This is a genomic window from Priestia sp. KCTC 13724, assembly GCF_056820425.1.
In genome coordinates, this window is the sequence record NZ_JBXDLD010000018.1 from 97,241 (window position 1) to 123,838 (window position 26,598).

A 26,598-nucleotide genomic window follows, 5' to 3' on the forward strand; every position below is an offset into this window, starting at 1 on the left:
TTTATGTCAGTTCAAATACCAAGAGGAACTCAAGATATCTTACCAGGAAAAGTAGAATACTGGCAGTTTGTGGAGCAAAAAGCTCGTGAAATCTGTCGTGCATTTAACTACAAAGAAATTCGTACACCAATGTTTGAGCATACGGAGTTATTTCAGCGTGGTGTGGGAGAAACAACTGATATTGTTCAAAAAGAAATGTATACCTTCAAAGACCGAGGGGATAGAAGCTTAACGCTTCGTCCGGAAGGAACTGCTGCTGTTGGACGTTCTTACGTAACGCATAAAATGTTTGGAAATCCAAATCAACCAACGAAGCTTTTCTATATTGGTCCCATGTTCCGATATGAAAGACCGCAAGCAGGGCGCTTCCGCCAATTCGTTCAGTTTGGTGTTGAAGCTCTTGGAGTAAACAATCCAGCTATTGATGCAGAAGTGTTAGCGTTATTAATGAATTTTTACCAATCGCTAGGTTTAAAAAAGCTAAAGCTAGTTGTAAACAGCCTGGGAGATACGGAAAGTCGTCAAGCGCATCGCCAAGCGCTAATTGATCATTTCTCTCCGCGTATCGGTGAGTTTTGTAGCGATTGTCAAAATCGTTTGCACAAAAACCCACTTCGCATTTTAGATTGTAAGAAAGATCGTGATCATGAGCTTATGAACACAGCGCCGTCTATCTTAGAGTATTTAAATGACTATTCAAAAGAGTACTTCGAAAGCGTACAGCAATACTTAACAGATTTAGATATTGAGTATGTCGTTGACCCAACGTTAGTTCGCGGATTAGATTATTACAATCACACAGCGTTTGAGTTAATGAGTGAAGCAGATGGATTTGGTGCTATCACTACGCTATGTGGCGGAGGACGTTATAACGGACTTATTCAAGAAATTGGTGGACCTGAAACGCCAGGAATTGGGTTTGCTTTAAGTATTGAGCGCTTATTGTCAGCATTAGAAGCTGAAAACATTGAGCTTCCAGTTGAAAAAGGCATTGATTGCTATGTTGTAACACTTGGTGATGCAGCAAAAGCAAAATCAGTCGCGCTTGTTAATAAACTACGAAAAGCAGGATTTGTAGCAGAAAAAGATTATCAAGATAAAAAAGTAAAAGGTCAATTCAAATCAGCAGATCGTTTGGAAGCAAAATACGTAGTGGTCCTTGGTGATGATGAATTAGCTAAAGGCGTAGCCAACGTCAAAGATATGGCACTAGGCGAGCAAGAAGAAGTGAAGTTAGAAGAGCTAGTAGCTTACTTAGAGAACAAAGCTTAAGGAGGAACAGTCATGACAAAACGTTCATATTACTGTGGTGACGTAACGGAAACGGCCATTGGTGAAAAAGTATTGTTAAAAGGTTGGGTGCAAAAACGCCGTGATTTAGGAGGGTTAATCTTTATAGATTTACGTGATCGAGGAGGCTTAGTACAAGTCGTATTTAACCCTGAGGTATCACAAGAAGCGCTTGAAATTGCAGAAAACGTTCGTAACGAGTATGTATTACAAGTTGAGGGGAAAGTAGTCGGCAGACAAGAAGGAACGATTAACCCGAACTTAAAAACAGGTAAAATCGAAATTCACGCTGAGCGTATGACGGTATTAAATGAAGCAAAGACGCCTCCGTTTGCTCTTAATGATCAAACGGATGTATCAGAAGATGTTCGTTTAAAATATCGTTATTTAGATCTTCGTCGTCCAGAAATGTTTTCAACGTTAAAGATGAGAAGTGACGTTACAAAAACAATTCGTAATTTCTTAGATGATAACGACTTCTTAGATGTAGAAACACCAATTCTAACAAAAAGTACGCCAGAAGGTGCTCGTGATTATCTTGTACCAAGCCGCGTGCACCCAGGTGAATTTTACGCGCTTCCGCAGTCGCCACAAATCTTTAAACAGCTGTTAATGGTAAGCGGCGTAGAGCGCTACTATCAGATTGCGCGATGCTTCCGTGATGAAGATTTACGTGCTGATCGTCAACCTGAATTTACGCAAGTCGATATTGAAACTTCTTTCTTAACGCAAGAAGAAATCATGACATTGACAGAAGAAATGATGTCAAAAGTGATGAAAAATGTAAAAGGATTAGATATTCAAACACCTTTTCCACGCATTTCTTATGATGAAGCAATGAGTCGCTTTGGTTCTGATAAGCCAGATACGCGCTTTGCTATGGAGCTTGTCGATTTATCTGAGCTTGTAAAAGATTGCGGGTTTAAAGTGTTCAGTGCCGCGGTAGAAAGCGGTGGGCAAGTTAAAGCAATTAACGTTAAAGGAGCTGCGGGGAATTATTCTCGTAAAGATATCGATGCGTTAACAGATTTTGTGAAGATTTACGGTGCGAAAGGTCTTGCATGGCTAAAAGTTGAAGCTGAAGGACTGAAAGGACCAATTAGTAAATTCTTTAACGAAGAAGAACAAGCGCAGTTTATGAGCACGCTACAGGTTGAAGAAGGCGATTTATTATTATTTGTTGCAGATAAAAAATCAGTAGTGGCAGATGCATTAGGTGCGCTCCGATTAAAGCTGGCTAAAGAGCTTGGCCTAATTGATGAGTCACTATTTAACTTCCTGTGGGTAACAGATTGGCCACTTCTTGAGCATGATGAAGAAGAAGGTCGTTACTATGCAGCTCACCATCCGTTTACAATGCCGGTTCGTGAAGACTTACCGCAGTTAGAAACGAATCCAGGTGCCGTTCGCGCTCAAGCGTATGATCTTGTTCTAAACGGCTATGAGCTTGGTGGTGGATCACTGCGTATTTATGAGCGTGACATTCAAGAACAAATGTTTAAAACGCTTGGCTTTACGCTTGAAGAAGCGCATGAACAATTTGGTTTCTTACTTGAAGCATTTGAATACGGTACACCTCCTCACGGTGGAATTGCATTAGGACTTGATCGTCTTGTTATGCTGCTTGCTGGACGTACGAACCTTCGTGATACGATTGCATTCCCGAAAACAGCAAGTGCAAGCTGTCTACTAACAAACGCACCGGGTGAAGTAAGCGAAGCTCAGCTTGAGGAACTAAATCTAGATATTCGAAAAGCAAAAACAGAAGCATAATATTGCAAAACAAAATCTTCTGTGATAAGATACTTTCAAGAACAATAGAGTCCTGATATGTTCGTCTTTACAACAGTTTTGACCGAACAATTTGTTGCTTGGGAACTCGGAGTTTTTATACAGCGTACATGCCTTTTCTAAGGACTTACAGTGTGTAAAACAGAGTACCCACCTGCCGAGAGCGGGTTCAAAACGAAAGCATTAAGACGGCATTATTGGGACTAGCCTACATAAAAACCTTCTCTGTCGTATAGAGAAGGTTTTTTTATGAGTTTTAATACGTAAACCGATAGACATGCTTGCTTTTGAAGAAAAGTGTGTTATAGTCTAATTCGTATAAAATCATTATGCAAGCATTTGCGATGATAGAAAAACTTGAAAAGTATACACTACTAAAAAGTGTTGAAATAGAAAGGCGGAGTGTTGAAACAATGTTGCATCAATTTTCACGTAATGAACTAGCGATTGGGAAAGATGGCTTAGCAACTTTAAAAGGGAGTACAGTAGCTATTTTAGGAATTGGAGGCGTTGGTTCGTTTTCGGCAGAGGCGCTTGCTCGTTCAGGTGTTGGACGATTAATTTTGGTTGATAAAGACGATGTGGATATCACAAACGTAAATCGTCAAATTCATGCTTTATTATCAACAGTAGGTAAACCTAAGGCAGATTTAATGCGCGATCGAATTCTTGATATTAATCCTGAGTGTGAAGTCATCTCGTTAAAAATGTTTTATACAGAAGAAACATATGAGCAGTTTTTTAGCTATGAACCTGATTTTGTGGTTGATGCTTCTGATACTATTTCGTATAAAATTCATTTAATGAAAGAGTGTTTAAAGCGAAATATCCCGATAATCTCAAGCATGGGCGCTGCTAATAAAATGGATCCAACGCGCTTTAAAATTGCTGATATTTCAAAAACTCATACGGACCCAATTGCGAAAGTCGTGCGTACGCGACTTCGTAAAGAAGGAGTTCGCAAAGGAATTAACGTTGTCTTTTCTGATGAAAGACCAATCGTCATTCGTGAAGAAATCCGTAAAGAAGTAGGAAACGATGCAGCGGAAATTCGCAAAGCCAAAATGCCACCATCATCAAATGCATTTGTTCCCTCTGTTGCAGGTTTAATCATGGCTGGACACGTCATTAATGAACTGCTAGCAGACGTAACAATTAAGCGTGTTGGCGACGATAAGTAATAAAAAGCCCCAGTAGGCTCTGCCTTAAAAAATAAAGTTTACCTTTATCTTTTTTAAGGAACTGCCTCTTTGGGGCTTTTTTCATGGAGATAAATTTTTATAAACCTGTGCCAATGCTTGTTCGAATTTTCCTGTTCTCTTTGGCTCATAATAGCGTTTATTCTTTATTTTATCAGGAAGGTATTGCTGTTTAACCCAGCCGTTTTCAAAGTCGTGAGGGTATTGATAATTCTGTGCTCTCCCTAGCTTAGCTGCTCCTTTATAATGACCGTCTTTTAAATGGTTTGGGACGTCCCCGGATAAGCCTTTTTTAATATCAGCAATAGCAGCGTCAAGCGCTTTGTAAGCTGAGTTGGACTTTGGAGATAAACAAAGTTCAATAACAGCGTTGGCTAATGGTATACGAGCTTCTGGAAAGCCTAGCCTCTCAGCTGATTCAATGGCAGACAGTGTTCTTGCACCGGCTTGAGGGCTTGCTAGTCCAACATCTTCGTACGCAATGACTAAAAGTCGTCTGTTAATACTCACTAAATCACCAGCTTCAATCAGTCTCCCTAAATAATGAAGCGCAGCGTTTACGTCGCTTCCACGAATGGATTTTTGAAATGCTGAAAGTACGTCGTAATGAGCATCTCCATCTTTATCGTGTGAAAAATATTTTTGTTGCAAGCACTGCTCGGCAATGTCAAGCGTGATATGGATGACGCCTTCCTCATTTTCGTCCGTAGATAAAATAGCAAGCTCAAGGGCATTTAGCGCGGAACGAACATCACCGTTACAGCTTGTTGTAAAATGAAGCATTGCATCACGATCAACCTGAACATTTTGATTTCCATATCCGCGTTCTTTATCATGCAGTGCTCGGTTCAACGCTTGTTCAATATCATCTGGCTCTAACGATTTTAGTTCAAAGATTTGACACCGGCTTCGAATTGCGGGGTTAATAGCGTGATAAGGGTTGCTTGTTGTAGCACCAATTAACGTAATGAGTCCGTTTTCTAGATAAGGAAGTAAAAAGTCTTGTTTTCCTTTATCTAGTCGATGTACTTCGTCTAGTAATAAAATTACTTTCCCGGACATTTTTGCTTCCTCGGCGACAATTTCCATATCTTTTTTATTATTCACAACCGCATTTAGCTGTCGAAAAGCTGTTTTGGTTGTTTTAGCAATAGCTGTAGCAATAGATGTTTTCCCTACACCGGGCGGACCGTATAGAATCATTGAGCTTAGGTGGTTGGCTTTGACCATTCGATAAATCATTTTGTCTTTTCCAACAAGATGCTGCTGTCCAATAATTTCATTGATATCTTTAGGACGCATGCGAAATGCAAGCGGGTTATTATTCATGCAGTGACCTCCTTTTAGAATTAAATATATAGTTTGATTTTACTGTATCATATCTAAAAAAGTGTTGAAATTTCTCTCATAGGGATAGTATGATATAATGTCAACAGTATAACGTTTTTAAATAGACTATTTAAATTTGAAATAATGAATAATGAACGACCTATTATAAACACCTTATGGATATGAGAAGGAGTGGAGAAAATGAAAATCTCGACAAAAGGACGCTACGGTTTAACAATTATGATTGCACTGGCAAAACGCTTTGGTGAAGGTCCCATTTCATTAAAAACAATCGCTCAAAACCATGACTTATCGGAACATTATCTTGAGCAATTAATTTCGCCTCTTCGTAATGCAGGTCTTGTAAAAAGCGTCAGAGGTGCGTACGGTGGCTATATTTTAGCACATGAACCTACCAATATTACAGCAGGAGACATTATTTCGGTACTGGAAGGACCAATTAGTCCAGTAGAAGGATTGGAAGACGAAGAGCCAGCTAAAAGAGAGCTGTGGATTCGCATTCGTGATGCAGTTAAAGAAGTGTTAGATAGCACAACGCTTGAAGATTTAGCGAATCATTCAGGTGATGAAGAAGAATCATATATGTTTTATATTTAATTGGTTGAGTTAGGAGGAGTTTTTAGTTGGAGCGTATTTATGTAGACCATGCAGCAACGTCTCCTGTACACCCAGCAGTTGTTGAAAAAATGACGACGTTTATGCATGAGCATTTTGGGAATCCGTCAAGCATTCATCACTACGGACGAGAAAGTCGCAGATATTTGGATGAAGCGCGTCAAACAATTGCCAGCAGTATTGGAGCACGTGAAAATGACATTATCTTCACGAGCGGTGGAACGGAAGCAGACAACATGGCGCTGATTGGTGTTGCGCTTGCGAATAAACATCGTGGCAATCATATTATTACGACATCTATTGAGCATCATGCTGTGTTGCATACTTGTCAGTTTCTAGAAGAACAAGGTTTTGAAGTGACGTATCTACCGGTTGATGAAACTGGACGTGTGTCGGTTGAAGATATTAAGAGGTCCTTAACGGATAGAACGATTTTAGTTTCAGTTATGTACGGCAACAATGAGGTTGGCACAATCCAGCCAATTTCAGAAATTGGTGCCTTGTTAAAAGAATATGGTGCTTATTTCCATACGGATGCAGTGCAAGTTTATGGATTAATTTCATTAAATGTGCAACAATTAGGTGTCGATCTTCTCTCCGTTTCTTCTCATAAAGTTAACGGACCAAAAGGGATTGGCTTTTTATATGCTGCTCCACACGTTACGCTTTCGCCACTTTTATTTGGAGGAGAGCAAGAGAGAAAGCGCAGAGCAGGTACAGAGAACATGGCAAGCATTGTCGGATTTGAACAAGCTGTTCGCATTGCGCAAGAATCATTAAAAGAACGTGCAGCTCAATATAAGCAGTTTAAAGAACGAATGATACAGGTATTGGAAGAAGAGCAAGTATCGTTTGATATAAACGGAAATGTCGAGTATTCTTTACCACATATACTAAATCTTTCTTTCAAAGGTGTAAACGTTGAATCTATGCTTGTGAATTTGGATTTAGCAGGTATTGCTGCATCAAGCGGATCAGCTTGTACAGCAGGAGCTGTAGATCCGTCTCACGTACTTGTTGCCATGTTTGGCAAGGACTCTAACCGTATTACTTCATCAATTCGCTTCAGTTTTGGGTTGGGTAATACAATGGAGCAAATAGAAGAATTAGCTCGTAAAACAGCAACAATCGTAAAGCGATTGGCAAGATAAAAGAACACGTTTATTGGAGGTGACTAAGTTGACGAAAGCACCAAAAGATACGCGTGTTGTTGTTGGAATGAGTGGAGGAGTAGACTCTTCAGTCGCTGCTCTGTTATTAAAACAACAAGGTTATGATGTAGTTGGAATCTTCATGAAAAACTGGGATGATACGGATGAAAATGGCGTATGTACAGCAACAGAAGATTACAATGACGTCATTCGCGTATGTAATCAAATCGGTATACCTTACTATGCAGTCAACTTTGAAAAACAATATTGGGATAAAGTATTTACGTATTTCCTTGATGAGTACAAAGCAGGGCGTACGCCAAATCCTGATGTTATGTGTAATAAAGAAATTAAATTTAAAGCATTTTTAGAACATGCGATGACGCTTGGTGCAGACTATTTAGCAACAGGGCACTACGCGCAAGTGGCGTATCGTGATGGCGAGTACAAAATGCTTCGAGGAGTAGACAATAATAAAGACCAAACGTATTTCTTAAACCAGCTTGGTCAAGAACAGCTATCAAAAGTTATGTTCCCACTTGGAGGAATTGAAAAATCCAAAGTGCGTGAGATTGCGAAAGAAGCGGGACTTGCGACAGCTATTAAGAAAGATAGCACAGGCATTTGTTTTATTGGAGAACGTAATTTTAAACAGTTTTTAAGTCAGTACCTTCCAGCTCAGCCTGGTCTTATGCAAACGTTAGATGGTGAAGTAAAAGGAAACCATGACGGCCTGATGTATTATACAATCGGCCAACGTCACGGACTTGGAATTGGTGGAAGCGGAGAACCTTGGTTTGCTGTTGGTAAAGATCTAGAGAAAAACGTTCTTTATGTCGACCAAGGATTTCATAATGAGCTGTTATACTCAACTTCTATTACGGCAACTAACGTTAGCTGGGTAAGCGATCGTGAATGGAACGAACCGCTTTCTTGCACAGCTAAATTCCGTTACCGCCAAGAAGATAATGAAGTAACAGTTGAGAAGCTAGATGAAAATACGGTTAAAGTTCTTTTTAAGAACCCAGTTCGTGCCGTAACGCCAGGACAAGCTGTCGTATTCTATAACGGTGAAGAGTGTCTAGGTGGAGCTACAATTGATAATGTATATAAAGATGAAGAGCAGCTTTGGTACGTATAATACGAATCCAAGGGCTTTTTAACAAAACCTCGGCTCTGTAGAGCGGGGGTTTTGTTATGATATACTACTAGTAATCGGATAAACTAATAAAAAACAACGGTGGAGTGAAAAATGACAGATAAAAATCAATTAGGTATTCAATATATGCAAGATGGAAAATTTGAAGAAGCAGCAAAAACATTTTCAGAAGCAATCGGAGAAAATCCCAAAGACCCGGTTGTATACGTGAACTTTGGTAACCTTTTAGCCGCGGTTAGCGAAACAGATCGTGCGCTAAAATTTTATGAACGTGCCATTGAAATTGATGAGGAAACAGCAACGGCTTACTACGGTGCTGGCAACGTATATTTTAACCTTGAACAGTTAGAACAAGCGAAGCATTATTTTGATCTAGCTATTAAAAAGGGCTTAAATTCGTCAGATGTGCATTTTATGCTCGGTTTAACACTATTTCATTTAGAACAAATAACGTATGCTCTACCATATTTAAAACGAGCAGTAGAGCTTAATGAACACGATACAGAAGCAAGATTTCAGCTTGGACTTTGTTTAGCTCAGCTGGAAATGGTAGATGAAGCGGTAGAGGAGTTACTGCGCGTTGTCCAAGAAGACGAGGAGCATGCTGATGCTTACTACAATTTAGGAGTAGCTTATGCGATGAAAGATGATAAGGATAAGGCTATCTCAATGTTTGATCAAGCGCTACAAATCCAGCCAGATCATCATATGGCAGCAAATGGTAAAAACGTTCTTTCAATGATGGAACACTAAGAAGTGAATGTAAAAATGGGGGAATAGTATGAGTGAGGAAGTTCTAAACCCTTTACAACCCGATGAAGAAAAAACGTACATAAAAGGCACGGCAATTGTCACGGTCTTTCATAATGAAGAAAATTTGTATAACGTAACAAGAATTAGAATAAAAGAAACAAATGTATCCATGGACGATAAAGAAGCGATTGTTACGGGATATTTCCCCCGTTTGAACGAAGATGAACTTTACACTTTTATTGGAAACTTTAAAGAGCATCCGAAATTTGGCCTTCAGTTTCAAGTAGAGCAATTTAAAAAAGAGCTTCCCCAGTCAAAACAAGGGGTCATTCAGTACTTATCAAGTAATCTCTTTAACGGTATTGGTAAAAAAACCGCAGAAAATATTGTAGAAGCACTTGGTGAACGTGCAATTTATCGAATGCTACAAGACCCTGCGGTATTGAAAAAGGTGTCTAGGCTATCTGCTGATAAAGCAGAAAAGCTAATCGTTCAGCTGCGAGAGCACCAGGGGTTAGAAGAAGTAATGGTTAAGCTGACAGATTTGGGATTTGGTCCGCAGCTTTCCATGAAAATTTTCCAAGCTTATAAACAAGAGGCGCTAGAAGTGATTCAAACAAACCCCTATCAGCTTGTTGAAGATGTTCAAGGAATCGGCTTTAACCGAGCGGATGAATTAGGAAGGAAGCTAGGGTTAGCAACCAACCATCCTAACCGGCTTCGAGCTGGAATTTTATACGTTATCGAGCATGAATGCAATCAAATGGGACACGTCTACGTGAAAGCAGAGCAATTGTATCAGAAAACGGGAGAGCTGTTACAAAAAAGTCGTCAAGAACCGTTATCAGAAATGAATATTATACGAGAGATTGATGCACTAAAAGAAGAGAAAAAAATTATTATTGATGACGATAAAATGTACTTCCCACCGCTTTTTTATGCTGAAAAAGGAGTCGTTAAAGCGATTGGTAAGCTAATGGCTCAAACAGAGTATGAAGAGCAATTTCCTGAATCAGAATTTCTTCTAGCTCTAGGGGAGTTAGAAGAGCGTCTAGGCGTGCAGTATGCACCTTCGCAAAGAGAAGGAATTCAAAAAGCGCTTTTATCCCCAATGCTTTTGCTTACAGGAGGACCAGGTACCGGTAAAACAACAGTTATAAAGGGAATTGTTGAACTTTATGCAGAGCTTCATGGCTGTTCGTTAAATCCAGGGGATTATAAAAAAGACGAAGGATTTCCAGTGCTGCTTGTCGCTCCTACAGGTCGAGCTGCTAAACGGATGAGCGAGGCTACTGGACTGCCAGCGGTGACAATCCACAGACTTTTAAAGTGGAATGGACAAGAAGGGTTTGACCACAATGAAGAAAATCCAATCAATGGTAAGTTACTGATTGTGGACGAGGTCTCTATGGTAGATTTATGGCTTGCTCACCAGCTCTTTAAATCACTTCCAGCTAGCATCCAAGTAGTGCTTGTAGGTGATGAAGATCAATTACCTTCAGTTGGTCCTGGTCAGGTGTTGAAAGATTTATTACATTCTGAAGCTGTTCCTACCGTACGATTAACAGATGTATATCGCCAAGAAGAAGGCTCATCTATCATTGATTTGGCTCATGAAATTAAAAAAGGACGTCTTCCATCCGATTTGACTAATCAGCAAGGCGATCGTTCCTTTATTCGTTGTTACGGAGCGCAAATTACAGATGTTGTCAAACAAGTGTGCGGCAATGCTGTAAAAAAAGGCTATACGGCTAAAGATATTCAAGTGCTGGCTCCAATGTATAAAGGTCCAGCGGGGATTGATAAAATGAATGAAGTACTGCAAGAATTATTTAATCCAGCCTCTCAACAGCGGAGAGAGTTAAAGCACGGAGATGTAACATATCGTGTAGGCGATAAGGTACTTCAGCTTGTAAATCAACCTGATAGTAATGTTTTTAATGGAGATATGGGTGAGATTGTGTCTGTTTTTTTCGCAAAGGAAAACACGGAAAAGCAGGATATGCTTGTTATTTCATTCGAAGGAAATGAAGTAACCTATACGAAACAAGACTTTAATCAGATTACACATGCGTACTGCTGCTCTATTCATAAATCACAAGGAAGCGAGTTTCCGATTGTGGTGTTGCCTATTGTGAAAAGTTATTATCGCATGCTCCGACGGAACCTGCTTTATACTGCCGTTACGCGGAGCAAGCAGTTCTTGATCTTATGTGGTGAAGAAGAAGCGTTTCAAATTGGCGTAAATCGTAACGAAGACAGCATTCGACAGACCAATCTACAAGCCCTTCTCAAAGAGCAATTAGTTGATGAGTTAGAAGATCCTGAGGTGCCATTTATGAAAGATGCAAATATTGGCATGGAAAACCTTACACCGTATGATTTTATGTAAGATATCGCAACCTACAAAAGAATTAAGCATTGCTTAATTCCCTCCTCCTAGCCTGGTGTTTAGGTATGGACATGGTAAAAAGTGGACATAATACGTTTTATAAACGAACGTATAAAAGAGGTGTTCACTTTGTTAAAGTGTCCAAACTGTAAAAGTATTGATGTTGGTAAAATTGGGGTTAATCAATATTATTGCTGGAATTGTTTTATTGAGATGACGATTTCAAAAGGACAAATTAATACCCACCAAGTAGAAGAGGATGGCACGTTAAGCTCATTGGATGATTTGTTTTCAGAGGATGAGCGTACAATGAATTTTTAACTCATTTAGGGGGGCTTTGCGATGAATCGAATTATTCCGTCAGTAGTTGCTTTTGGTCTAGGGGCATATGCGTTCAAAATGGCAGGTGACCGAGAGATGTTCACAAAGCGCAATATGAAAAAAATGCGCAAGCGTGTTATGAAAGCAATGCACTAAAATCATTGTTGGTCTCTTTACAAAAAAGCTCTTGCTTAGCAAGGGCTTTTTCTCATGGGAAGTTATCTAAAAAAACATCATGAATAAACTCTTTTCTTTGTTGAAAAATAAAGATGAGGAGGAGTTTATTGTGAAAGAGGTACCGATTAAATGGTTTTATCGTTTGGGGATTTTTTTGCTAGCACTGCTTTGTATTTTACTTTTATTTAAAATAAAGTTTGTTTGGCTACCATTTCTTGAGATGTTTTTTAAAGCAATGCTGCCTTTTTTTATTGCTGCCTTTATTACATATTTACTTCATCCAATTGTAGAGAAAACGCATGAAAAAGGTGTTCCACGACCTCTTGCCATTTTACTAATTTATCTCATTTTCTTTGGTGGAATAGGTTATGGTATTTATAAAGGGTTTCCTCTTTTCGTTATTCAGCTAAAAGAATTAAATGAACAGCTGCCTGAGCTTACGGAGATGTATAAGGGATGGGTGCATGAAATTCATGATCGTACCTCAACGCTACCAAACGGAGTTCATGAAAAAATTGAGCAGAGTATCGTTGATTTAGAGCAAACTGTTAACACATGGTTATTGCGAGTGATGGAGGGGGTTAAGTCCATTGTCAATTCATTTTTAATTCTCATTATTATTCCGTTTATTGTGTTTTACTTGCTAAAAGACTTCGGCCTTGTTCGAAAAGCTGTCGCATATATTGTGCCAAAGAAATGGCATGAAGAAGGGAAGCATTTTTTACATGATGTAAACTTGTCATTGGGAAGCTACCTTAGAGGACAGTTTTTTGTTTGTCTCATCATAGGCGCTATTGCTACGACTGCATTTTGGTTTTTTAACGTACCGTATGCGCTTTTGCTTGGGATAATCATAGGCATTACGAATATTATTCCGTATTTCGGTCCCATTATTGGAGCAGTACCAGCGGCAATTCTCTCCATGACAGTTTCTGTGAAGCTCGTATTAATTGTTGTCGTCATTATCTTTGTACTTCAATTTCTAGAAGGGAATATTCTATCTCCTCTAATCGTAGGGAAAAGCTTGCATATCCACCCTCTTTTTATTATCTTAGCGCTTTTGCTTGGGGGAGAATTTGGAGGGGTGTTTGGGCTAATTATTGCTGTTCCTATTTTAGCTATTGTAAAAATTTCGATTTTACATGTGCGAGGGCATACCTTGAAACATTGACAAAGCAACCCGAATTTGTCATAATATCGCCATAGAAAACGTTACATAGTAAACAATACAATGAAGGAACCAAGTAAGCTGTACACTGGTATATAAGAGAAGCACTTCCAAGGCTGAAAGAGGTGCGATACAAAGAATAGCTGAATGCTAGTCCTGAGTGCAGGAAAACCCTGCCGTTTTAGCAGCGTTAATGCGATGAAGGTGATGAACATTCTAACATGTTCATAATCAGGGTGGTACCGCGAGCTAAACTCTCGTCCCTGCTTTTTGGGATGAGAGTTTTTTTTGTGTGCAAATTTCTAAAACTCCCTATTGTATTGTGCGTAATGAAGCAAGCTGCTTTTAGGTCATTATGTTTTTGTCTATAAATAATGAAGAGTTCTAAAGGAGGAACCAATCATGAAAAAGTTAACATCTGCACAAGTGCGTCAAATGTACTTAGATTTCTTTAAAGAAAAAGGTCATGATGTAGAGCCGAGCGCTTCTCTTGTACCTCATGAAGATCCATCTCTTTTATGGATTAACAGTGGTGTTGCGACGCTAAAGAAATACTTTGACGGACGCGTTATTCCACAAAACCCACGTATTTGTAATGCTCAAAAATCAATTCGTACAAATGATATTGAAAACGTTGGTAAAACAGCGCGTCACCATACGTTCTTTGAAATGTTAGGTAACTTTTCAATCGGTGAATATTTTAAAGAAGAAGCAATCGACTGGGCTTGGGAGTTCTTAACGAGCGATAAATGGATTGGCTTTGATCCTGAAAAATTATCTGTCACTATTCACCCAGAAGATGAAGAAGCATTCAAGCTTTGGAACGAAAAAATTGGAGTTCCAAAAGAGCGCATTATTCGTTTAGAAGGTAACTTCTGGGATATTGGTGAAGGGCCAAGTGGACCGAATACAGAGATTTTTTATGACCGTGGTGAAGCTTATGGAAACGACTTAACTGACCCTGAGCTATACCCTGGTGGAGAAAACGAGCGCTATTTAGAAATCTGGAATTTAGTATTTTCTCAATTTAACCATAACCCTGATCATACCTATACACCACTACCAAAGAAGAACATTGATACAGGAATGGGACTAGAGCGTATGGTGTCGGTTATTCAAGATGTACCGACAAACTTTGATACAGACTTATTCATGCCAATTATTGAAGCAACTGAAAACATCTCAGGTGCTAAATACCGCACAGAAGATGAAAAAGACGTTGCATTTAAAGTAATTGCTGACCATATTCGTACGGTGACATTTGCTGTTGGAGACGGAGCTCTTCCATCCAATGAAGGTCGTGGATATGTACTGCGCCGTTTATTACGTCGTGCTGTACGCTATGCAAAAAAACTAGGCATCAATCGTCCGTTTATGTACGAGCTAGTACCTGTTGTGGGTGAGATTATGGTTGATTTCTACCCAGAAGTGAAAGACAAAACAGACTTCATTCAGCGCGTTGTGAAAAACGAGGAAGAGCGTTTTCACGAAACGTTAAACGAGGGTCTTGCTATTTTAGCAACAATGATTAAAAAAGCAAAAGACCAAGGCAGTGATACAATTTCTGGTGAAGATGTATTCCGATTATATGATACATATGGCTTCCCAGTTGAGTTAACGGAAGAGTATGCAGAAGATGAAAAGATGAAAATAGATCATGACGGATTTGAAAGCGAGATGGAAGGTCAACGTGAGCGTGCAAGAGCAGCTCGCCAAGATTCTAGCTCTATGCAAGTTCAAGGTGGGGTATTAGGCGAGTTAACAGTTGAAAGTGAGTTTGTCGGCTACGATAAAGACGAAGTGGAAACGTTCATTGAAGCTATTATCTTACATGGAGAACTTGTTGATAAAGTAACGGAAGGTCAAGAAGCACAGGTTATTTTAAAGCAAACGCCATTCTATGCTGAGAGCGGTGGACAAATTGCTGACCAAGGTGAAATCTCAAATGCCACATCTGTTGCAGCAGTTAAAGATGTGCAAAAGGCACCGAATGGCCAGCACGTGCACACTGTAGAAGTAAGAAGCGGAGAGCTTGTAAAGGGCGAAACTTACACAGCGACAATTAACGGGAAAAAGCGGGATGCAATCGTGAAAAACCATACGGCAACTCACCTGCTTCACCAAGCATTAAAAGATACGTTAGGAATGCATGTTAACCAAGCTGGTTCATTAGTAACTCCAGATCGCTTACGTTTTGATTTCTCTCATTTTGGACAAATAACAGCGGAAGAAATTGAAAAGATTGAAACGATTGTAAACGAAAAAATTTGGGAAAACATTTCCGTAAATATTGAAAATAAAGCAATTGATGAAGCAAAAGCAATGGGGGCAATGGCACTGTTTGGTGAGAAGTATGGCGATATCGTTCGCGTTGTTCAGGTTGGAAGCTATAGCTTAGAGCTTTGTGGTGGTTGCCACGTTGCTAATACGTCTGAAATCGGCTTATTTAAGATTGTATCAGAATCAGGAATTGGAGCTGGAACACGCCGTATTGAAGCCGTAACTGGAAAAGCAGCTTATCAGTTGATGAATGACCAAGTAACACTGTTAAAAGAAGCAGCAGCAAAAGCAAAAGCGAACCCTCGAGATCTTGTTAGTCGTGTGGAAGGCTTACTAGAAGAAATTCGCCAACTTCATCGTGAAAATGAGTCATTAGCAACGAAGCTAGGGAATATTGAGGCAGGCAATCTAATCGACCGCGTGAAAGACGTAAACGGTGTGAGCGTCTTAGCAGAAAAAGTAAACGCAACGGATATGAACAACCTTCGTTCAATGGTAGATGACTTAAAGCAAAAGCTTGACTCAGCAGTTATTGTACTAGCTGCACCTCAAGGTGAAAAAGTAAATATCGTTGCAGGAGTAACAAAAGATTTAATTGCAAACGGTCATCATGCAGGTAAGATTGTAAAAGAAGTGGCAACAATTTGTGGCGGTGGCGGCGGTGGTCGTCCAGATATGGCTCAAGCAGGTGGAAAAGATCCGAACCAAATTGAAAATGCATTGAAGATTGTAGAAGAATGGGTTAAATCCGTTTAATTCTCCTCTTTCTTGGTGTACAATAGAAGTAAGACTTAACATGATTCATAATGTGCTCACAAATTAAACGAGTGAGGTGGGAAAATGAGTTCATTTGATAAAACAATGCAATTCAATTTTCAAGATGAGCCAGCTGAAACAAGCGTCCATGAGGTTTTATTTACGGTTTATGAGGCATTGAAAGAAAAAGGATATAACCCGATTAACCAAATCGTTGGATATTTGCTATCAGGAGATCCTGCTTACATTCCTCGTCATAATGATGCGCGAAACACAATTCGCCAATTAGAGAGAGACGAGCTCATTGAAGAACTTGTGAAATCTTATTTACAACAGCATCGAAAGGATTCATAAATGCGCGTATTAGGATTAGATGTTGGCACGAAGACAATTGGCGTAGCTGTAAGCGACGAAATGGGCTGGACAGCCCAAGGGATTGAGACGATTAAAATTGCCGATGAGCAAATGAAGGAGTCTTATCCTCGATTACAGCAATTAATTGATGAGTATTCAGTTGAAAAAGTCATTGTTGGCCTACCAAAAAATATGAATGGCACAATTGGTCCTCGCGGTGAAGCTTGTCTTCAATTTGCGGAGGAACTAAAGAAGGATCTAAACATCGAAACGATGATGTGGGATGAACGCTTATCGACAATGGCTGCAGAGCGTGTTTTACTTTCAGCTGATGTTAGTCGTAAAAAGCGTAAAAAAGTCATTGATAAGATGGCGGCTGTTATGATTCTTCAAGGATACTTAGACAGCAAACAATAAGGTTGATTGTAGCTTAGCTTCTGCACGGTTATCCTCGATAAAAAGAGTCTAATTTGATAAGAAGCTAGGGCTTTCAACTTGCCATAAAATCGCTAGTAAATAGCTGGAAAATGAGGTGTCGAACATGACAGAAGAAGGAAAAATTACAATCGTAGACGAAAGTGGTAACGAGCAATTATGTGAGATTTTATTCACATTTGATTCTGAAGAATATGGTAAATCTTATGTAATTTATTATCCAATTGGTGCAGATGAAAATGACGATGAAGAAATTGAAATTCATGCGTCTGCTTTCACACCAAGCGAAAATGGTGAAGATGGTGAACTTCAACCAATCGAGACAGAAGAAGAATGGGATATGGTTGAGGAAATGGTTAACACATTCCTTGACGAAGAAGAAGGCGAATAAAAAAGTTGGTGGCGAGAGCTACCAACTTTTTTTATGGTTTATTTTTCAAATAATTTACATCTTTACTGTTTATCCTAATGAGGACATGTCTTTTCACTTGCTTTTATAGGCGGTCTTGTATGATAATGACGAAAAATGAGATAAATTGTAGTATAATAGTGCGTGCGTATGAGAGGAGGATGCAACTTGTCGCACCAATCTTTTTTTACACCTAAAAAAAATAAACGAAAAAAAATTATCATTGTGACAATAATTCTTTTAGCTGTACTTATTGGTGGAGGCGTTTTTTATGCGCAATCATTTGTACAACCCGTTGATAAAAACAGTAGTAAAAAAGTAAATATAACGATTCCGCAAGGTTCTTCAGTCCGGTCGATTGGAACGTTGTTAAAAGAAGAAAAGCTAATTAAAAGTGAAAGTGCTTTTCGATACTATATTAAAATGTCTAGCGTATCAGGATTTCAGGCTGGAACATACACTTTCTCTCCTTCCATGAGCTTAAGTGAGATGGTCGATATGATGGAAACAGGAGATGTCTCGAAGAATCCGGATGTTCGCTTAGCAATTCCAGAAGGCCGTCAGCTTGATGAAATTGCTACAATTATTGCAAATCGAACAAACTACACGGAAGAAGAAGTAATGAATACTTTAGATGACCCTGCTTTTATTGAGAAGATGAAGAAGAAATACCCAGATCTTGTGACGGATGAAGTGTTTAATAAGGACATTAAGCATCCTTTAGAAGGGTATTTATATCCTGCTACTTACGATCACTATGATTCAAATGTTTCGCTTGAAGTCATTTTAGATAAAATGATTGGTAAAACGAACGGTGTTTTAGCTCAATATCAAAAGGAAATGAAGAGCAAAAAATATACGGCTCACAAGCTTTTAACGATGGCTTCTTTAATTGAAGAAGAAGCAACGGAACAGGTGGATCGTGAGAAAATCGCAAGCGTGTTTTATAATCGTATTGAAGAGGATATGCCATTACAGACGGATCCAACGGTGTTATATGCTTTAGGTGAGCATCGTGAGCGAGTCTACTATAAAGATTTAGAAGTAGACTCGCCTTACAATACGTACCGAGAGAAAGGACTTACACCAGGACCGATTGCAAACTCAGGCTTAATGTCTATTAAAGCAGCTTTGGAACCCGCTGATACCGATTACCTCTATTTCTTAGCGAATAAAGATGGAGAAGTCATCTTTACCAAAACACTTGATGAGCATAACCAAGAAAAAGCGACTCATATCACAGGGCCTCGTGAAGAAGATAAGAAATAAAAGCAATAGTAACCGTTAATTAAGCGTTTAAAACCCCCTTTACTTTTAAAGATAAAGGGGGTTTTAGTTATAAAATTGTGTGGATAGCTTTAAAAAATTGATTCGACTTTTTGGCATCTGCTCTACTTTTATGTTAAAATATATCGGGTTTACGTTCAGAAAAAAACCAATTATAATAGACTAGTTGTATATTTTTATTGCGGTATATTTTGTGCGTTAGTACATGTTAGCTAAGGTTTTTTTGAGCTTTAGTCACGTTTATTTAGTGAGTCAAACTATATATAACCGCTTTTGACTAACGTCAAACATACTTCTTTGAACGGAGGAAGTGTTTTGCTTTTACAAAATGTTGAACAGTATGTAGAAAACCTTATTCCTAAGCGTACAGAGCTTGTTGAAGAGATGGAGAACTATGCAAAAGAACATGTAGTACCAATTATGGAACTCATCGGAATTGAAGCATTGCTTCAAATTCTTCGCCTTCATCAGCCAGCACATATATTAGAAATTGGGACAGCCATCGGCTATTCTGCTATTCGTATGGCTGAAGCATTACCAAATGCTAAAATCGTTACGGTGGAGCGTAATGAAGATCGGTATAAACAAGCTCAGTTATTCATTAATCGAGCTGAAAAGAAAGAGCAGATTAAAACCTTGTTTGGAGATGCTTTAGAACTTCAAGCAGACATTGAACAAAATGGCCCTTACGATGCCGTATTTATTGATGCTGCCAAAGGACAATATCAGCGCTTCTTTGAGCATTATGCACCATTAGTAAATAAAAAAGGTATTATCATTTCAGATAATATTTTATTCAAGGGGCACGTAGGAACCGATTTATCGCAGATTGAAACGCGCCGTAAGCGAAGTTTAATTAAAAAAATTGATGCATACAACGTATGGCTAATGAAACATCCAGATTTCCAAACCACCATTTTACCAATTGGGGATGGAATTGCAATTAGTATAAAAAGAGGTGATTGACAATGAAAAAACCTGAACTATTAGTAACACCAACTGCTGTTTCAAATATTAAACCATTAATAGAAGCCGGTGCAAACGCATTTGTAATTGGTGAACAGCGATATGGGTTACGACTTGCAGGAGACTTTAAGCGTGAGGATATCGTAGAGGCAGTTAATATTGCACACGCTCATCATACAAAAGTTTATGTAGCTATGAACGCGCTATTTCATAATGATACAGTAGCAGAATTAGATGAATATATCTTGTTTTTACAAGAAGCAGGCGTAGATGCCATTGTCTTTGGAGACCCAGCAGTATTAATGGCTGCTCGCGCAGTTGCTCCGAAAATGAAGCTTCACTGGAATACAGAGACGACTGCAACCAACTGGTATACATGTAATTACTGGGGACGAAAAGGTGCTAAGCGTGCGGTGTTAGCTCGTGAACTTAGCATGGACAGTATCATTGATATTAAAGAGAATGCAGAAGTAGAAGTGGAAGTACAGGTTCATGGAATGACATGTATGTTTCAATCGAAGCGCTCTTTATTAGGTAACTATTTTGAATATCAAGGTAAAGTAATGGAAGTTGGAAATCGAAAGCTTGAACAAGACATGTTTTTATTTGATAAAGAACGCGATAACAAATATCCAATTTACGAAGATGAGAACGGTACACATATCATGAGTCCAAACGATATTTGTATTATCGACGAGCTTGCAGAAATGATTGATGCACAAGTTGACGTTTTTAAAATTGATGGTGTGCTAAAGAGCGCAGAATACATTATTGAAGTAACGAAGAAGTATCGCAAAGCCATTGATTTATGCGTAGAAAATCGTGAAGAGTATGAAGAGATAAAAGACGAGCTTTTAGAAGAAATTGAAGCAATACAACCAGCAAATCGTCCTCTTGATACAGGATTCTTCTTTAAAGAAACTGTTTACTAAGTGTCATGAGAATGGAAAGAAAAATCGAAAAAGTAGACAATTAGGAGGTACTAACTATGGCTGTGCAAATTGATACGGTTGTTAATGGGAAACGTGTTATTACGAAAAAGCCCGAGTTGTTAGCTCCAGCAGGCAATCTTGAAAAGTTAAAAGTAGCAGTACATTATGGTGCTGATGCGGTCTTTATCGGTGGAAAAGAGTTCGGCCTTCGCTCAAATGCAGGTAACTTTTCATTAGAAGAAATGGCTGAGGGAGTAGAATTTGCAAAAAAATATGGAGCACGTATTTATGTAACAACAAATATCTTTGCTCATAATGAAAACATGGATGGCTTAGATGAATATTTAATGGGATTACAGACGGCTGGCGTAGCTGGAATCATTGTAGCAGATCCGTTAATTATTGAAACATGCCGCCGAGTTGCCCCAAAGCTAGAAGTACATTTAAGTACTCAGCAGTCGCTTTCAAACTGGCGTGCTGTTCAGTTCTGGAAAGAAGAAGGCTTAGAACGTGTGGTATTGGCGCGTGAAACGAGTGCTGAAGAAATCCGTGAAATGAAAGAAAAAGTAGATATTGAAATTGAAACATTTATTCACGGAGCTATGTGTATTGCTTACTCTGGTCGATGCACGTTGAGTAATCATATGACAGCTCGGGATTCAAACCGCGGTGGCTGCTGTCAGTCATGTCGCTGGGACTATGACTTATTTAAATTAGAAGGCGAATCAACAGAAGTTCCTTTATTCAATGAGTCAGATAGTCCGTTTGCAATGAGCCCAAAAGATTTAAACTTAATTCAATCAATTCCAAAAATGATTGAGCTAGGTATCGACAGCTTAAAAATTGAAGGCCGTATGAAATCAATCCACTATATCGCAACCGTTGTAAGCGTCTATCGCAAAGTCATTGATGCCTATTGTGCAGATCCAGAAAACTTTGTGATTCAAAAAGAGTGGTTAGATGAGCTTGATAAATGTGCTAATCGTGATACTGCTCCTGCTTTCTTTGAAGGTGTGCCAGGAGTAGATGAGCAAATGTTTGGCATTCACGGTAAGAAAACAACATTTGATTTTGCTGGATTAGTGTTAGACTATGATGAGGAAACAAGCATGGTAACACTTCAGCAGCGAAACCACTTTAAGCCTGGAGATGAAGTGGAGTTCTTTGGACCAGGAATCGAAAACTTTACACAAGTAGTCGGCACAATTTGGGATGAAAAAGGCAATGAGCTAGACGCTGCTCGTCATCCGCTACAAATTGTAACGTTTAAGGTAGACAAACCATTGTTTTCTTACAACATGATGCGAAAGGGGATTTAATAAGAAGATGGGGAAAAAGCCCGTTGTAATCGGTATTGCTGGTGGATCTGGCTCTGGAAAAACAACTGTTACAAAAGCAATTTATGAATATTTTAAAGGTCATTCAATTATGCTTCTAGAGCAAGATTATTATTATAAAGATCAAAGTAACCTGCCATTTGAACAACGCTTACAGACGAACTATGATCATCCTTTAGCGTTTGATAATGACCTTTTAATTGAGCACTTGCAGAAATTATTAAATTATGAGAGCATTGAAAAACCTGTATATGATTATACTATTCATACTCGCTCTCAAGAAGTTATTGTAGAAGACCCAAAGGATGTTATTATCTTAGAGGGTATCTTAGTGCTTGAGGACAAGCGTCTGCGTAACTTAATGGATATTAAACTATATGTTGATACCGATGCTGATTTGCGTATTATCCGCAGAATGTTGCGAGATATTAACGAGCGTGAGCGTACGCTAGAATCTGTAGTCGATCAATATATTTCAGTGGTACGTCCAATGCATAATCAGTTTATTGAACCAACTAAGCGATACGCTGATATTATTATCCCAGAAGGCGGTCAAAATCACGTAGCAATTGATTTGATGGTAACGAAAATCCAAACAATTCTTGAACAAAATGCGATTTTATAATAACATAGCATAGATACAGGGATTTTTTTGAAAATAAAATCGTCATATTCTATAAACAAGGTCTTCACATATAGTAGAGAAACGAGCAGCTTCTAATTTGAAGCTGTCATTTCTCTATTCACTGAGATTTTAGAATATGAAACCTTTTAGTACATACAGAAAACACTGTATAAGGCACTAATGTATTTCGATTTTATAAAGGAGTGAAGGGTTATGGCACAAGAAAAAGTGTTTCCAATGACGGAAGAAGGAAAGCTAAAATTAGAACAAGAATTAGAATATCTGAAGACGGTAAAGCGTAAAGAAGTAGTAGAGCGCATTAAGATTGCTCGTAGTTTTGGTGACTTATCAGAGAACTCTGAGTATGATTCAGCAAAGGATGAACAGGCTTTCGTTGAAGGGCGCATTACAACGCTAGAAAACATGATTCGCAATGCGAAAATTATTGAAGAAGATGTAGAGAACTCTTCAATTGTATCTCTAGGTAAATCTGTGACGTTTATTGAACTACCAGACGGAGACGAGGAAACGTATACAATTGTAGGTAGTGCAGAAGCAGATCCATTTGAAGGTAAAATTTCAAATGACTCTCCAATTGCTAAAAGCCTAATAGGCAAACAGGTTGGAGATGAAGTAACAGTTCAAACTCCAGGTGGAGAAATGGCTGTTAAAATCGTTACTGTAAAATAAATGTAAATGAATTAGCTCGTTAGAAAGAAGCGCCAACGAAACCGTTCGTTGGCGCTTCTTTTTTCTATTTTTAGAAAAAAGAAGTTTAATTCTGAATTTTATCTGTTGTATTCGTTTGAAAAAAAGCTACGTCGGCGACAATGATACAGAGTGAGGTGTATCGACATTGAGAGTAGTTCGAAAACGAATGCAATCGATTTTAATTATTATTATGTTGTTAATTTTTTTACTTATTGGCAGACTCGTTCAAATACAGCTTATTAGTACAGAATCATTTTCAAATCATAATGTTAATTTAATTGAAGAAAGCGTTCATCAGCGCACACAAGAAATGGTGGTAGATGATGGAAGAGGTAAATTTATAGACCGCAACGGTCAATCACTTACATCCGTTACGAATAATCGTCTTGTGCTGTTTCCGTTTTTAAATGAAATGCAATGGCCCATGCAACAGGTGTCTACTATTACGGGGATTTCGACAGTAGAGATGGTTACAAAGTTAAAAGATACGAAGTCTCCGGTAGCTGTTGGAGATCATCTAACAATTGATCAGTTAAAGCAAGTGAATGAATTAAAGATACCTGGAGTTTTTGGTGTACCGTTAAAGGATGAGCGTCCTGTACCTATTGCAGAGCATGTAATTGGATTAGTAAGACAAAGTCAGGAGAAAATCGTAGCACAATATGAAGATAAATTGAAAAGTGGGGAATTAAAGGCAACTACGCCCATTGGCATTACGGGCATGCAAAAAACATTTGACGAATTTCTTCTACCACAGCAAGAGTCGAAGTTGTTATATCACGTCGATCGGTTTGGAGGTCCGATGTTTGGAATTGATGTTAAGTATACGGGAGATGCTAATCCTTTTTATCCTGTAAATGTGAAAACGACTCTGGATTTGACAATTCAAGAAAAGGTAGAAGAGCTATTAGAAAAATATAACTTAAAAGAAGGCGGCGTAGTACTATTAGATATCGAAAAGAGCAACATATTAGCCATGGCTAGTAGACCTAATATCAATCAAACTCATCCGTACGAAGAAAAGAACAAGGGACTCTATAACCGTATGCTAATGCCACAAGTCCCTGGATCTGTGTTTAAAACCGTCACAGCAGCAGCTGCAGTAGAAGAAGGGATTCTTACTCCGAATATGACGTTTAATTGCAATCAAAGCATATATGACGAATCGTTAGAGAATGATCATCAAAAAGGAATGTTATCCTTTGAAGAGAGCTTTGCACAAAGCTGTAATAAGACGTTTGCACAGCTAGCTAAGCAAATGAGTGAGAAAAAACCTGATTCATTGGACCAATATGCCCGAAAATTAGGCGTAACGGACCCGGTAGGGTGGAGCGGAGATGTGTTTCACTTTGATCATTTTACACAGCTTCAAGAAGGAAAGGGAACAGTGTGGAAGAAGGATGCCAATAAACGCGTTCCCAACGCCATTTCTCAAACTGCTATCGGTCAGCTAGATGTGAAGCTTACTCCTCTAGCAGTTGCCAATATGATGGCTACGATTGCTAGAGGTGGAGAAAAGCGACAAGTAAAAGTAGTGGATGAAATTCAGTATAAAAACAATACTTCGCTTTACACGTTTAAAAACAAAAAGTTGTCTGGTGAAAGTATAAAAAAGCCAACGGTTAAAGAACTTCAAAAGTTACTAAGCCAAGTTGTCCAAAGTGAGGATGGCACGGGAAGACGTTTTCAAGATCTTCCTTATTCAGTAGCAGGAAAGTCTGGTACTGCTGAAATTGATGTAGAAAATGAAATCGTTAATAAGTGGTTCGCTGGATACTTTCCTGCTGATAAACCTAAGTATGCCCTAGTAGTTGTTGATTTGAATACAAAAAGTACAATATCGTCTACAAATCAGATTTTTTATGATATTGTTAAAGAGATGTATGATTTAAATCATCAATAACTAAAAAGTATGTAAAAAATATTACAAAAATGCTTCAAATGAAGGTATGTGCTTCATGAATTTCCAAACACATGGTAAAATAGAACATTATAAAAGTTGGAGGAAGTTGTAGCAATGAATAACAATCGTTCTTCAAGACATCAAAACAAAGAAAAAAAGGTTAACCGATTATATAATGTGTTAATTGCCGTAGTTGCGGTATTGATTGTCTTTATCGGTGGCTCACTTATTCTTGGAGGAGGATCAGACGAGACATCTCCAGAACAAAACACAGAGCAAACACCAAAGTCAGAAAACAATAATGATACGGAGAAAAATACTCCTGAAGAAAACACAGAGGAACCTGCAAGTGATGAAGAAGCAGATGAAAACGCAACAGATGATGAAGCAACAGAGCAAGAGGAGTCTTCTGATGTAGAAGTGGAAGAAAATCCTGAGCCAGGTGTTGAAAGCCGAACTGTAGACCCATCCTGGGAGCCTGTAGGTACAGAGCAAGGTGAAAAGCCAGCAGCTACGTATGAAAAAGGTTCAACTGATTGGAATGAAATGCTTGCAGCAGTTGGAGCTGGAGTAGGCGTTAATCCAAACGATATGACAGTATGGCGTTTAGGCAACAATGGTGCTCCTGAAAAAGCAGTGGCAACAGTTAGTCCTAAAGGTGAAGGCTCGGTAAAGTATCGAGTGGAAATTGAATGGATAGAAAACGAAGGTTGGAAACCAACTGTTGTTGAAAAATTATCTTAATAAAAAAAGCGGCGCTTTCATTAGCGCTGCTTTTTTAGTTTGAAATGAACAACCGCAGAATAAAGCTTCTTACCTTGTTCATAGTCTACTGCCATTTGATGAGAAACGCTTTGAACTCCTAATAAGATGGCTTTATTTTGTTCAACTTTATCATTAATTTGTTTCTCTAAATCTTTTAAGTCATGTGATTCGAAAAACTCAATTTTGTCTTCAATCATATCAAACTGAAAATTCATCGTCTCGCTTCACCTTCTTCATCGCATATTTACCAAACTTTATTTTAGCAGGAATTCTTGCCGAAATAAATTTATTATGATAACTTAAGAACAATTAATACTTTAAATCATACTATATCTATAAGAATTATAAGGAAAGATAAAATTGTTAAATAACAACAATTTTTTATTGTGAAAAAATAACTTAGCCTGAATTATTCATACCCAAATACAAAATCCCACAGGAAAGGCGATTTATCGGCTTTCCTGTGGGATTC

At 38.6% G+C, this 26,598-nt stretch carries 25 protein-coding genes, 1 other RNA gene and 1 other annotated feature; of the genes, 24 read left to right on the forward strand and 2 right to left on the reverse strand.

Going from position 1 to position 26,598, the window contains the following annotated elements; all coding sequences use genetic code 11:
- Nucleotides 1-3 precede the first annotated feature (3 nt).
- From hisS to AC1UFB_RS02885, 4 genes are all read left to right on the forward strand, one after another.
- Nucleotides 4-1,272, forward strand: a complete 1,269-nt coding sequence (gene hisS, locus AC1UFB_RS02870) for a histidine--tRNA ligase (protein WP_100346786.1) — start codon at nucleotides 4-6, stop codon at nucleotides 1,270-1,272.
- Between the two features lie 12 nt (nucleotides 1,273-1,284).
- Complete coding sequence (gene aspS / locus AC1UFB_RS02875) at nucleotides 1,285-3,063, forward strand: aspartate--tRNA ligase (protein ID WP_482588471.1); 1,779 nt, start codon at nucleotides 1,285-1,287, stop codon at nucleotides 3,061-3,063.
- A 46-nt stretch (nucleotides 3,064-3,109) separates the two neighbouring features.
- Nucleotides 3,110-3,289: non-coding RNA, 6S RNA (gene ssrS / locus AC1UFB_RS02880), on the forward strand.
- A gap of 205 nt (nucleotides 3,290-3,494) precedes the next feature.
- The gene (locus AC1UFB_RS02885; RefSeq protein WP_025911728.1) at nucleotides 3,495-4,262 is read left to right on the forward strand and encodes a tRNA threonylcarbamoyladenosine dehydratase; all 768 of its coding nucleotides are present in this window, start codon (nucleotides 3,495-3,497) and stop codon (nucleotides 4,260-4,262) included.
- Nucleotides 4,263-4,343: 81 nt separating this feature from the next.
- Here AC1UFB_RS02885 and AC1UFB_RS02890 read toward each other — a convergent pair whose 3' ends face one another.
- Nucleotides 4,344-5,609, reverse strand: a complete 1,266-nt coding sequence (locus tag AC1UFB_RS02890; protein WP_061784991.1) for a replication-associated recombination protein A — start codon at nucleotides 5,607-5,609, stop codon at nucleotides 4,344-4,346.
- Between the two features lie 201 nt (nucleotides 5,610-5,810).
- On the opposite strand from AC1UFB_RS02890, the gene cymR reads away from it, so the two are divergent.
- From cymR to AC1UFB_RS02990, 20 genes are all read left to right on the forward strand, one after another.
- Nucleotides 5,811-6,227 carry a cysteine metabolism transcriptional regulator CymR gene (gene cymR, locus AC1UFB_RS02895; protein WP_025911725.1) on the forward strand — a complete coding sequence of 139 codons (417 nt, stop codon included), beginning with the start codon at nucleotides 5,811-5,813 and terminating at the stop codon, nucleotides 6,225-6,227.
- Between the two features lie 26 nt (nucleotides 6,228-6,253).
- A complete protein-coding gene (locus tag AC1UFB_RS02900) occupies nucleotides 6,254-7,396 on the forward strand; it encodes a cysteine desulfurase family protein (RefSeq protein ID WP_100346789.1) in 1,143 nt (380 codons plus the stop codon).
- 28 nt (nucleotides 7,397-7,424) lie between these two features.
- Complete coding sequence (gene mnmA / locus AC1UFB_RS02905) at nucleotides 7,425-8,537, forward strand: tRNA 2-thiouridine(34) synthase MnmA (protein ID WP_482588475.1); 1,113 nt, start codon at nucleotides 7,425-7,427, stop codon at nucleotides 8,535-8,537.
- A gap of 111 nt (nucleotides 8,538-8,648) precedes the next feature.
- A complete protein-coding gene (locus tag AC1UFB_RS02910) occupies nucleotides 8,649-9,308 on the forward strand; it encodes a tetratricopeptide repeat protein (protein ID WP_482588477.1) in 660 nt (219 codons plus the stop codon).
- Nucleotides 9,309-9,336: 28 nt separating this feature from the next.
- Nucleotides 9,337-11,700 carry an SF1B family DNA helicase RecD2 gene (recD2, locus tag AC1UFB_RS02915; protein ID WP_100346790.1) on the forward strand — a complete coding sequence of 788 codons (2,364 nt, stop codon included), beginning with the start codon at nucleotides 9,337-9,339 and terminating at the stop codon, nucleotides 11,698-11,700.
- 129 nt (nucleotides 11,701-11,829) lie between these two features.
- Nucleotides 11,830-12,021 (forward strand): hypothetical protein, encoded by a 192-nt coding sequence (locus tag AC1UFB_RS02920; protein WP_025911719.1) that lies wholly within the window; start codon nucleotides 11,830-11,832, stop codon nucleotides 12,019-12,021.
- A gap of 21 nt (nucleotides 12,022-12,042) precedes the next feature.
- Complete coding sequence (locus AC1UFB_RS02925; RefSeq protein ID WP_076512682.1) at nucleotides 12,043-12,177, forward strand: YrzQ family protein; 135 nt, start codon at nucleotides 12,043-12,045, stop codon at nucleotides 12,175-12,177.
- 127 nt (nucleotides 12,178-12,304) lie between these two features.
- Nucleotides 12,305-13,369 carry an AI-2E family transporter gene (locus tag AC1UFB_RS02930; protein WP_373688727.1) on the forward strand — a complete coding sequence of 355 codons (1,065 nt, stop codon included), beginning with the start codon at nucleotides 12,305-12,307 and terminating at the stop codon, nucleotides 13,367-13,369.
- Nucleotides 13,370-13,420: 51 nt separating this feature from the next.
- Nucleotides 13,421-13,634 (forward strand) — a binding site (T-box leader).
- Between the two features lie 134 nt (nucleotides 13,635-13,768).
- Nucleotides 13,769-16,402 (forward strand): alanine--tRNA ligase, encoded by a 2,634-nt coding sequence (gene alaS, locus AC1UFB_RS02935; protein ID WP_025911715.1) that lies wholly within the window; start codon nucleotides 13,769-13,771, stop codon nucleotides 16,400-16,402.
- A gap of 84 nt (nucleotides 16,403-16,486) precedes the next feature.
- Nucleotides 16,487-16,756: an IreB family regulatory phosphoprotein gene (locus tag AC1UFB_RS02940; RefSeq protein WP_025911714.1), complete on the forward strand. Its 270-nt coding sequence runs from the start codon at nucleotides 16,487-16,489 to the stop codon at nucleotides 16,754-16,756.
- Nucleotides 16,757-17,173: a Holliday junction resolvase RuvX gene (ruvX, locus tag AC1UFB_RS02945; protein WP_025911713.1), complete on the forward strand. Its 417-nt coding sequence runs from the start codon at nucleotides 16,757-16,759 to the stop codon at nucleotides 17,171-17,173.
- A 115-nt stretch (nucleotides 17,174-17,288) separates the two neighbouring features.
- Nucleotides 17,289-17,582 carry a DUF1292 domain-containing protein gene (locus tag AC1UFB_RS02950; RefSeq protein WP_256993314.1) on the forward strand — a complete coding sequence of 98 codons (294 nt, stop codon included), beginning with the start codon at nucleotides 17,289-17,291 and terminating at the stop codon, nucleotides 17,580-17,582.
- Between the two features lie 168 nt (nucleotides 17,583-17,750).
- Nucleotides 17,751-18,869: an endolytic transglycosylase MltG gene (mltG, locus tag AC1UFB_RS02955; protein WP_198511864.1), complete on the forward strand. Its 1,119-nt coding sequence runs from the start codon at nucleotides 17,751-17,753 to the stop codon at nucleotides 18,867-18,869.
- Nucleotides 18,870-19,202: 333 nt separating this feature from the next.
- Nucleotides 19,203-19,853, forward strand: a complete 651-nt coding sequence (locus tag AC1UFB_RS02960; protein ID WP_025911709.1) for an O-methyltransferase — start codon at nucleotides 19,203-19,205, stop codon at nucleotides 19,851-19,853.
- A gap of 2 nt (nucleotides 19,854-19,855) precedes the next feature.
- Nucleotides 19,856-20,785: a peptidase U32 family protein gene (locus AC1UFB_RS02965; protein WP_100346793.1), complete on the forward strand. Its 930-nt coding sequence runs from the start codon at nucleotides 19,856-19,858 to the stop codon at nucleotides 20,783-20,785.
- A gap of 56 nt (nucleotides 20,786-20,841) precedes the next feature.
- Nucleotides 20,842-22,104 carry a peptidase U32 family protein gene (locus AC1UFB_RS02970; protein ID WP_035321382.1) on the forward strand — a complete coding sequence of 421 codons (1,263 nt, stop codon included), beginning with the start codon at nucleotides 20,842-20,844 and terminating at the stop codon, nucleotides 22,102-22,104.
- Nucleotides 22,105-22,111: 7 nt separating this feature from the next.
- The gene (gene udk / locus AC1UFB_RS02975) at nucleotides 22,112-22,747 is read left to right on the forward strand and encodes a uridine kinase (protein WP_025911705.1); all 636 of its coding nucleotides are present in this window, start codon (nucleotides 22,112-22,114) and stop codon (nucleotides 22,745-22,747) included.
- Nucleotides 22,748-22,960: 213 nt separating this feature from the next.
- A complete protein-coding gene (gene greA / locus AC1UFB_RS02980; protein ID WP_062686950.1) occupies nucleotides 22,961-23,437 on the forward strand; it encodes a transcription elongation factor GreA in 477 nt (158 codons plus the stop codon).
- A 166-nt stretch (nucleotides 23,438-23,603) separates the two neighbouring features.
- Nucleotides 23,604-25,361 (forward strand): peptidoglycan D,D-transpeptidase FtsI family protein, encoded by a 1,758-nt coding sequence (locus tag AC1UFB_RS02985; RefSeq protein WP_061784999.1) that lies wholly within the window; start codon nucleotides 23,604-23,606, stop codon nucleotides 25,359-25,361.
- A gap of 114 nt (nucleotides 25,362-25,475) precedes the next feature.
- Nucleotides 25,476-26,105 (forward strand): YrrS family protein, encoded by a 630-nt coding sequence (locus AC1UFB_RS02990; RefSeq protein WP_061785000.1) that lies wholly within the window; start codon nucleotides 25,476-25,478, stop codon nucleotides 26,103-26,105.
- A gap of 20 nt (nucleotides 26,106-26,125) precedes the next feature.
- On the opposite strand, the gene AC1UFB_RS02995 is transcribed toward AC1UFB_RS02990, so the two are convergent.
- Entirely contained in the window at nucleotides 26,126-26,341 is a 216-nt protein-coding gene (locus AC1UFB_RS02995) for a YrzA family protein (RefSeq protein WP_025911695.1), read from the reverse strand.
- Nucleotides 26,342-26,598 lie beyond the last annotated feature (257 nt).

Bases quoted from the DNA above. Each gene is read 5' to 3' on its own strand.
- hisS (WP_100346786.1), top strand. From the start codon at position 4: ATGTCAGTTCAAATACCAAGAGGAACTCAAGATATCTTACCAGGAAAA.
- aspS (WP_482588471.1), top strand. From the start codon at position 1,285: ATGACAAAACGTTCATATTACTGTGGTGACGTAACGGAAACGGCCATT.
- AC1UFB_RS02885 (WP_025911728.1), top strand. From the start codon at position 3,495: ATGTTGCATCAATTTTCACGTAATGAACTAGCGATTGGGAAAGATGGC.
- AC1UFB_RS02890 (WP_061784991.1), bottom strand. From the start codon at position 5,609: ATGAATAATAACCCGCTTGCATTTCGCATGCGTCCTAAAGATATCAAT.
- cymR (WP_025911725.1), top strand. From the start codon at position 5,811: ATGAAAATCTCGACAAAAGGACGCTACGGTTTAACAATTATGATTGCA.
- AC1UFB_RS02910 (WP_482588477.1), top strand. From the start codon at position 8,649: ATGACAGATAAAAATCAATTAGGTATTCAATATATGCAAGATGGAAAA.
- recD2 (WP_100346790.1), top strand. From the start codon at position 9,337: ATGAGTGAGGAAGTTCTAAACCCTTTACAACCCGATGAAGAAAAAACG.
- AC1UFB_RS02925 (WP_076512682.1), top strand. From the start codon at position 12,043: ATGAATCGAATTATTCCGTCAGTAGTTGCTTTTGGTCTAGGGGCATAT.
- alaS (WP_025911715.1), top strand. From the start codon at position 13,769: ATGAAAAAGTTAACATCTGCACAAGTGCGTCAAATGTACTTAGATTTC.
- AC1UFB_RS02940 (WP_025911714.1), top strand. From the start codon at position 16,487: ATGAGTTCATTTGATAAAACAATGCAATTCAATTTTCAAGATGAGCCA.
- ruvX (WP_025911713.1), top strand. From the start codon at position 16,757: ATGCGCGTATTAGGATTAGATGTTGGCACGAAGACAATTGGCGTAGCT.
- mltG (WP_198511864.1), top strand. From the start codon at position 17,751: ATGAGAGGAGGATGCAACTTGTCGCACCAATCTTTTTTTACACCTAAA.
- AC1UFB_RS02965 (WP_100346793.1), top strand. From the start codon at position 19,856: ATGAAAAAACCTGAACTATTAGTAACACCAACTGCTGTTTCAAATATT.
- AC1UFB_RS02970 (WP_035321382.1), top strand. From the start codon at position 20,842: ATGGCTGTGCAAATTGATACGGTTGTTAATGGGAAACGTGTTATTACG.
- udk (WP_025911705.1), top strand. From the start codon at position 22,112: ATGGGGAAAAAGCCCGTTGTAATCGGTATTGCTGGTGGATCTGGCTCT.
- greA (WP_062686950.1), top strand. From the start codon at position 22,961: ATGGCACAAGAAAAAGTGTTTCCAATGACGGAAGAAGGAAAGCTAAAA.
- AC1UFB_RS02990 (WP_061785000.1), top strand. From the start codon at position 25,476: ATGAATAACAATCGTTCTTCAAGACATCAAAACAAAGAAAAAAAGGTT.
- AC1UFB_RS02995 (WP_025911695.1), bottom strand. From the start codon at position 26,341: ATGAATTTTCAGTTTGATATGATTGAAGACAAAATTGAGTTTTTCGAA.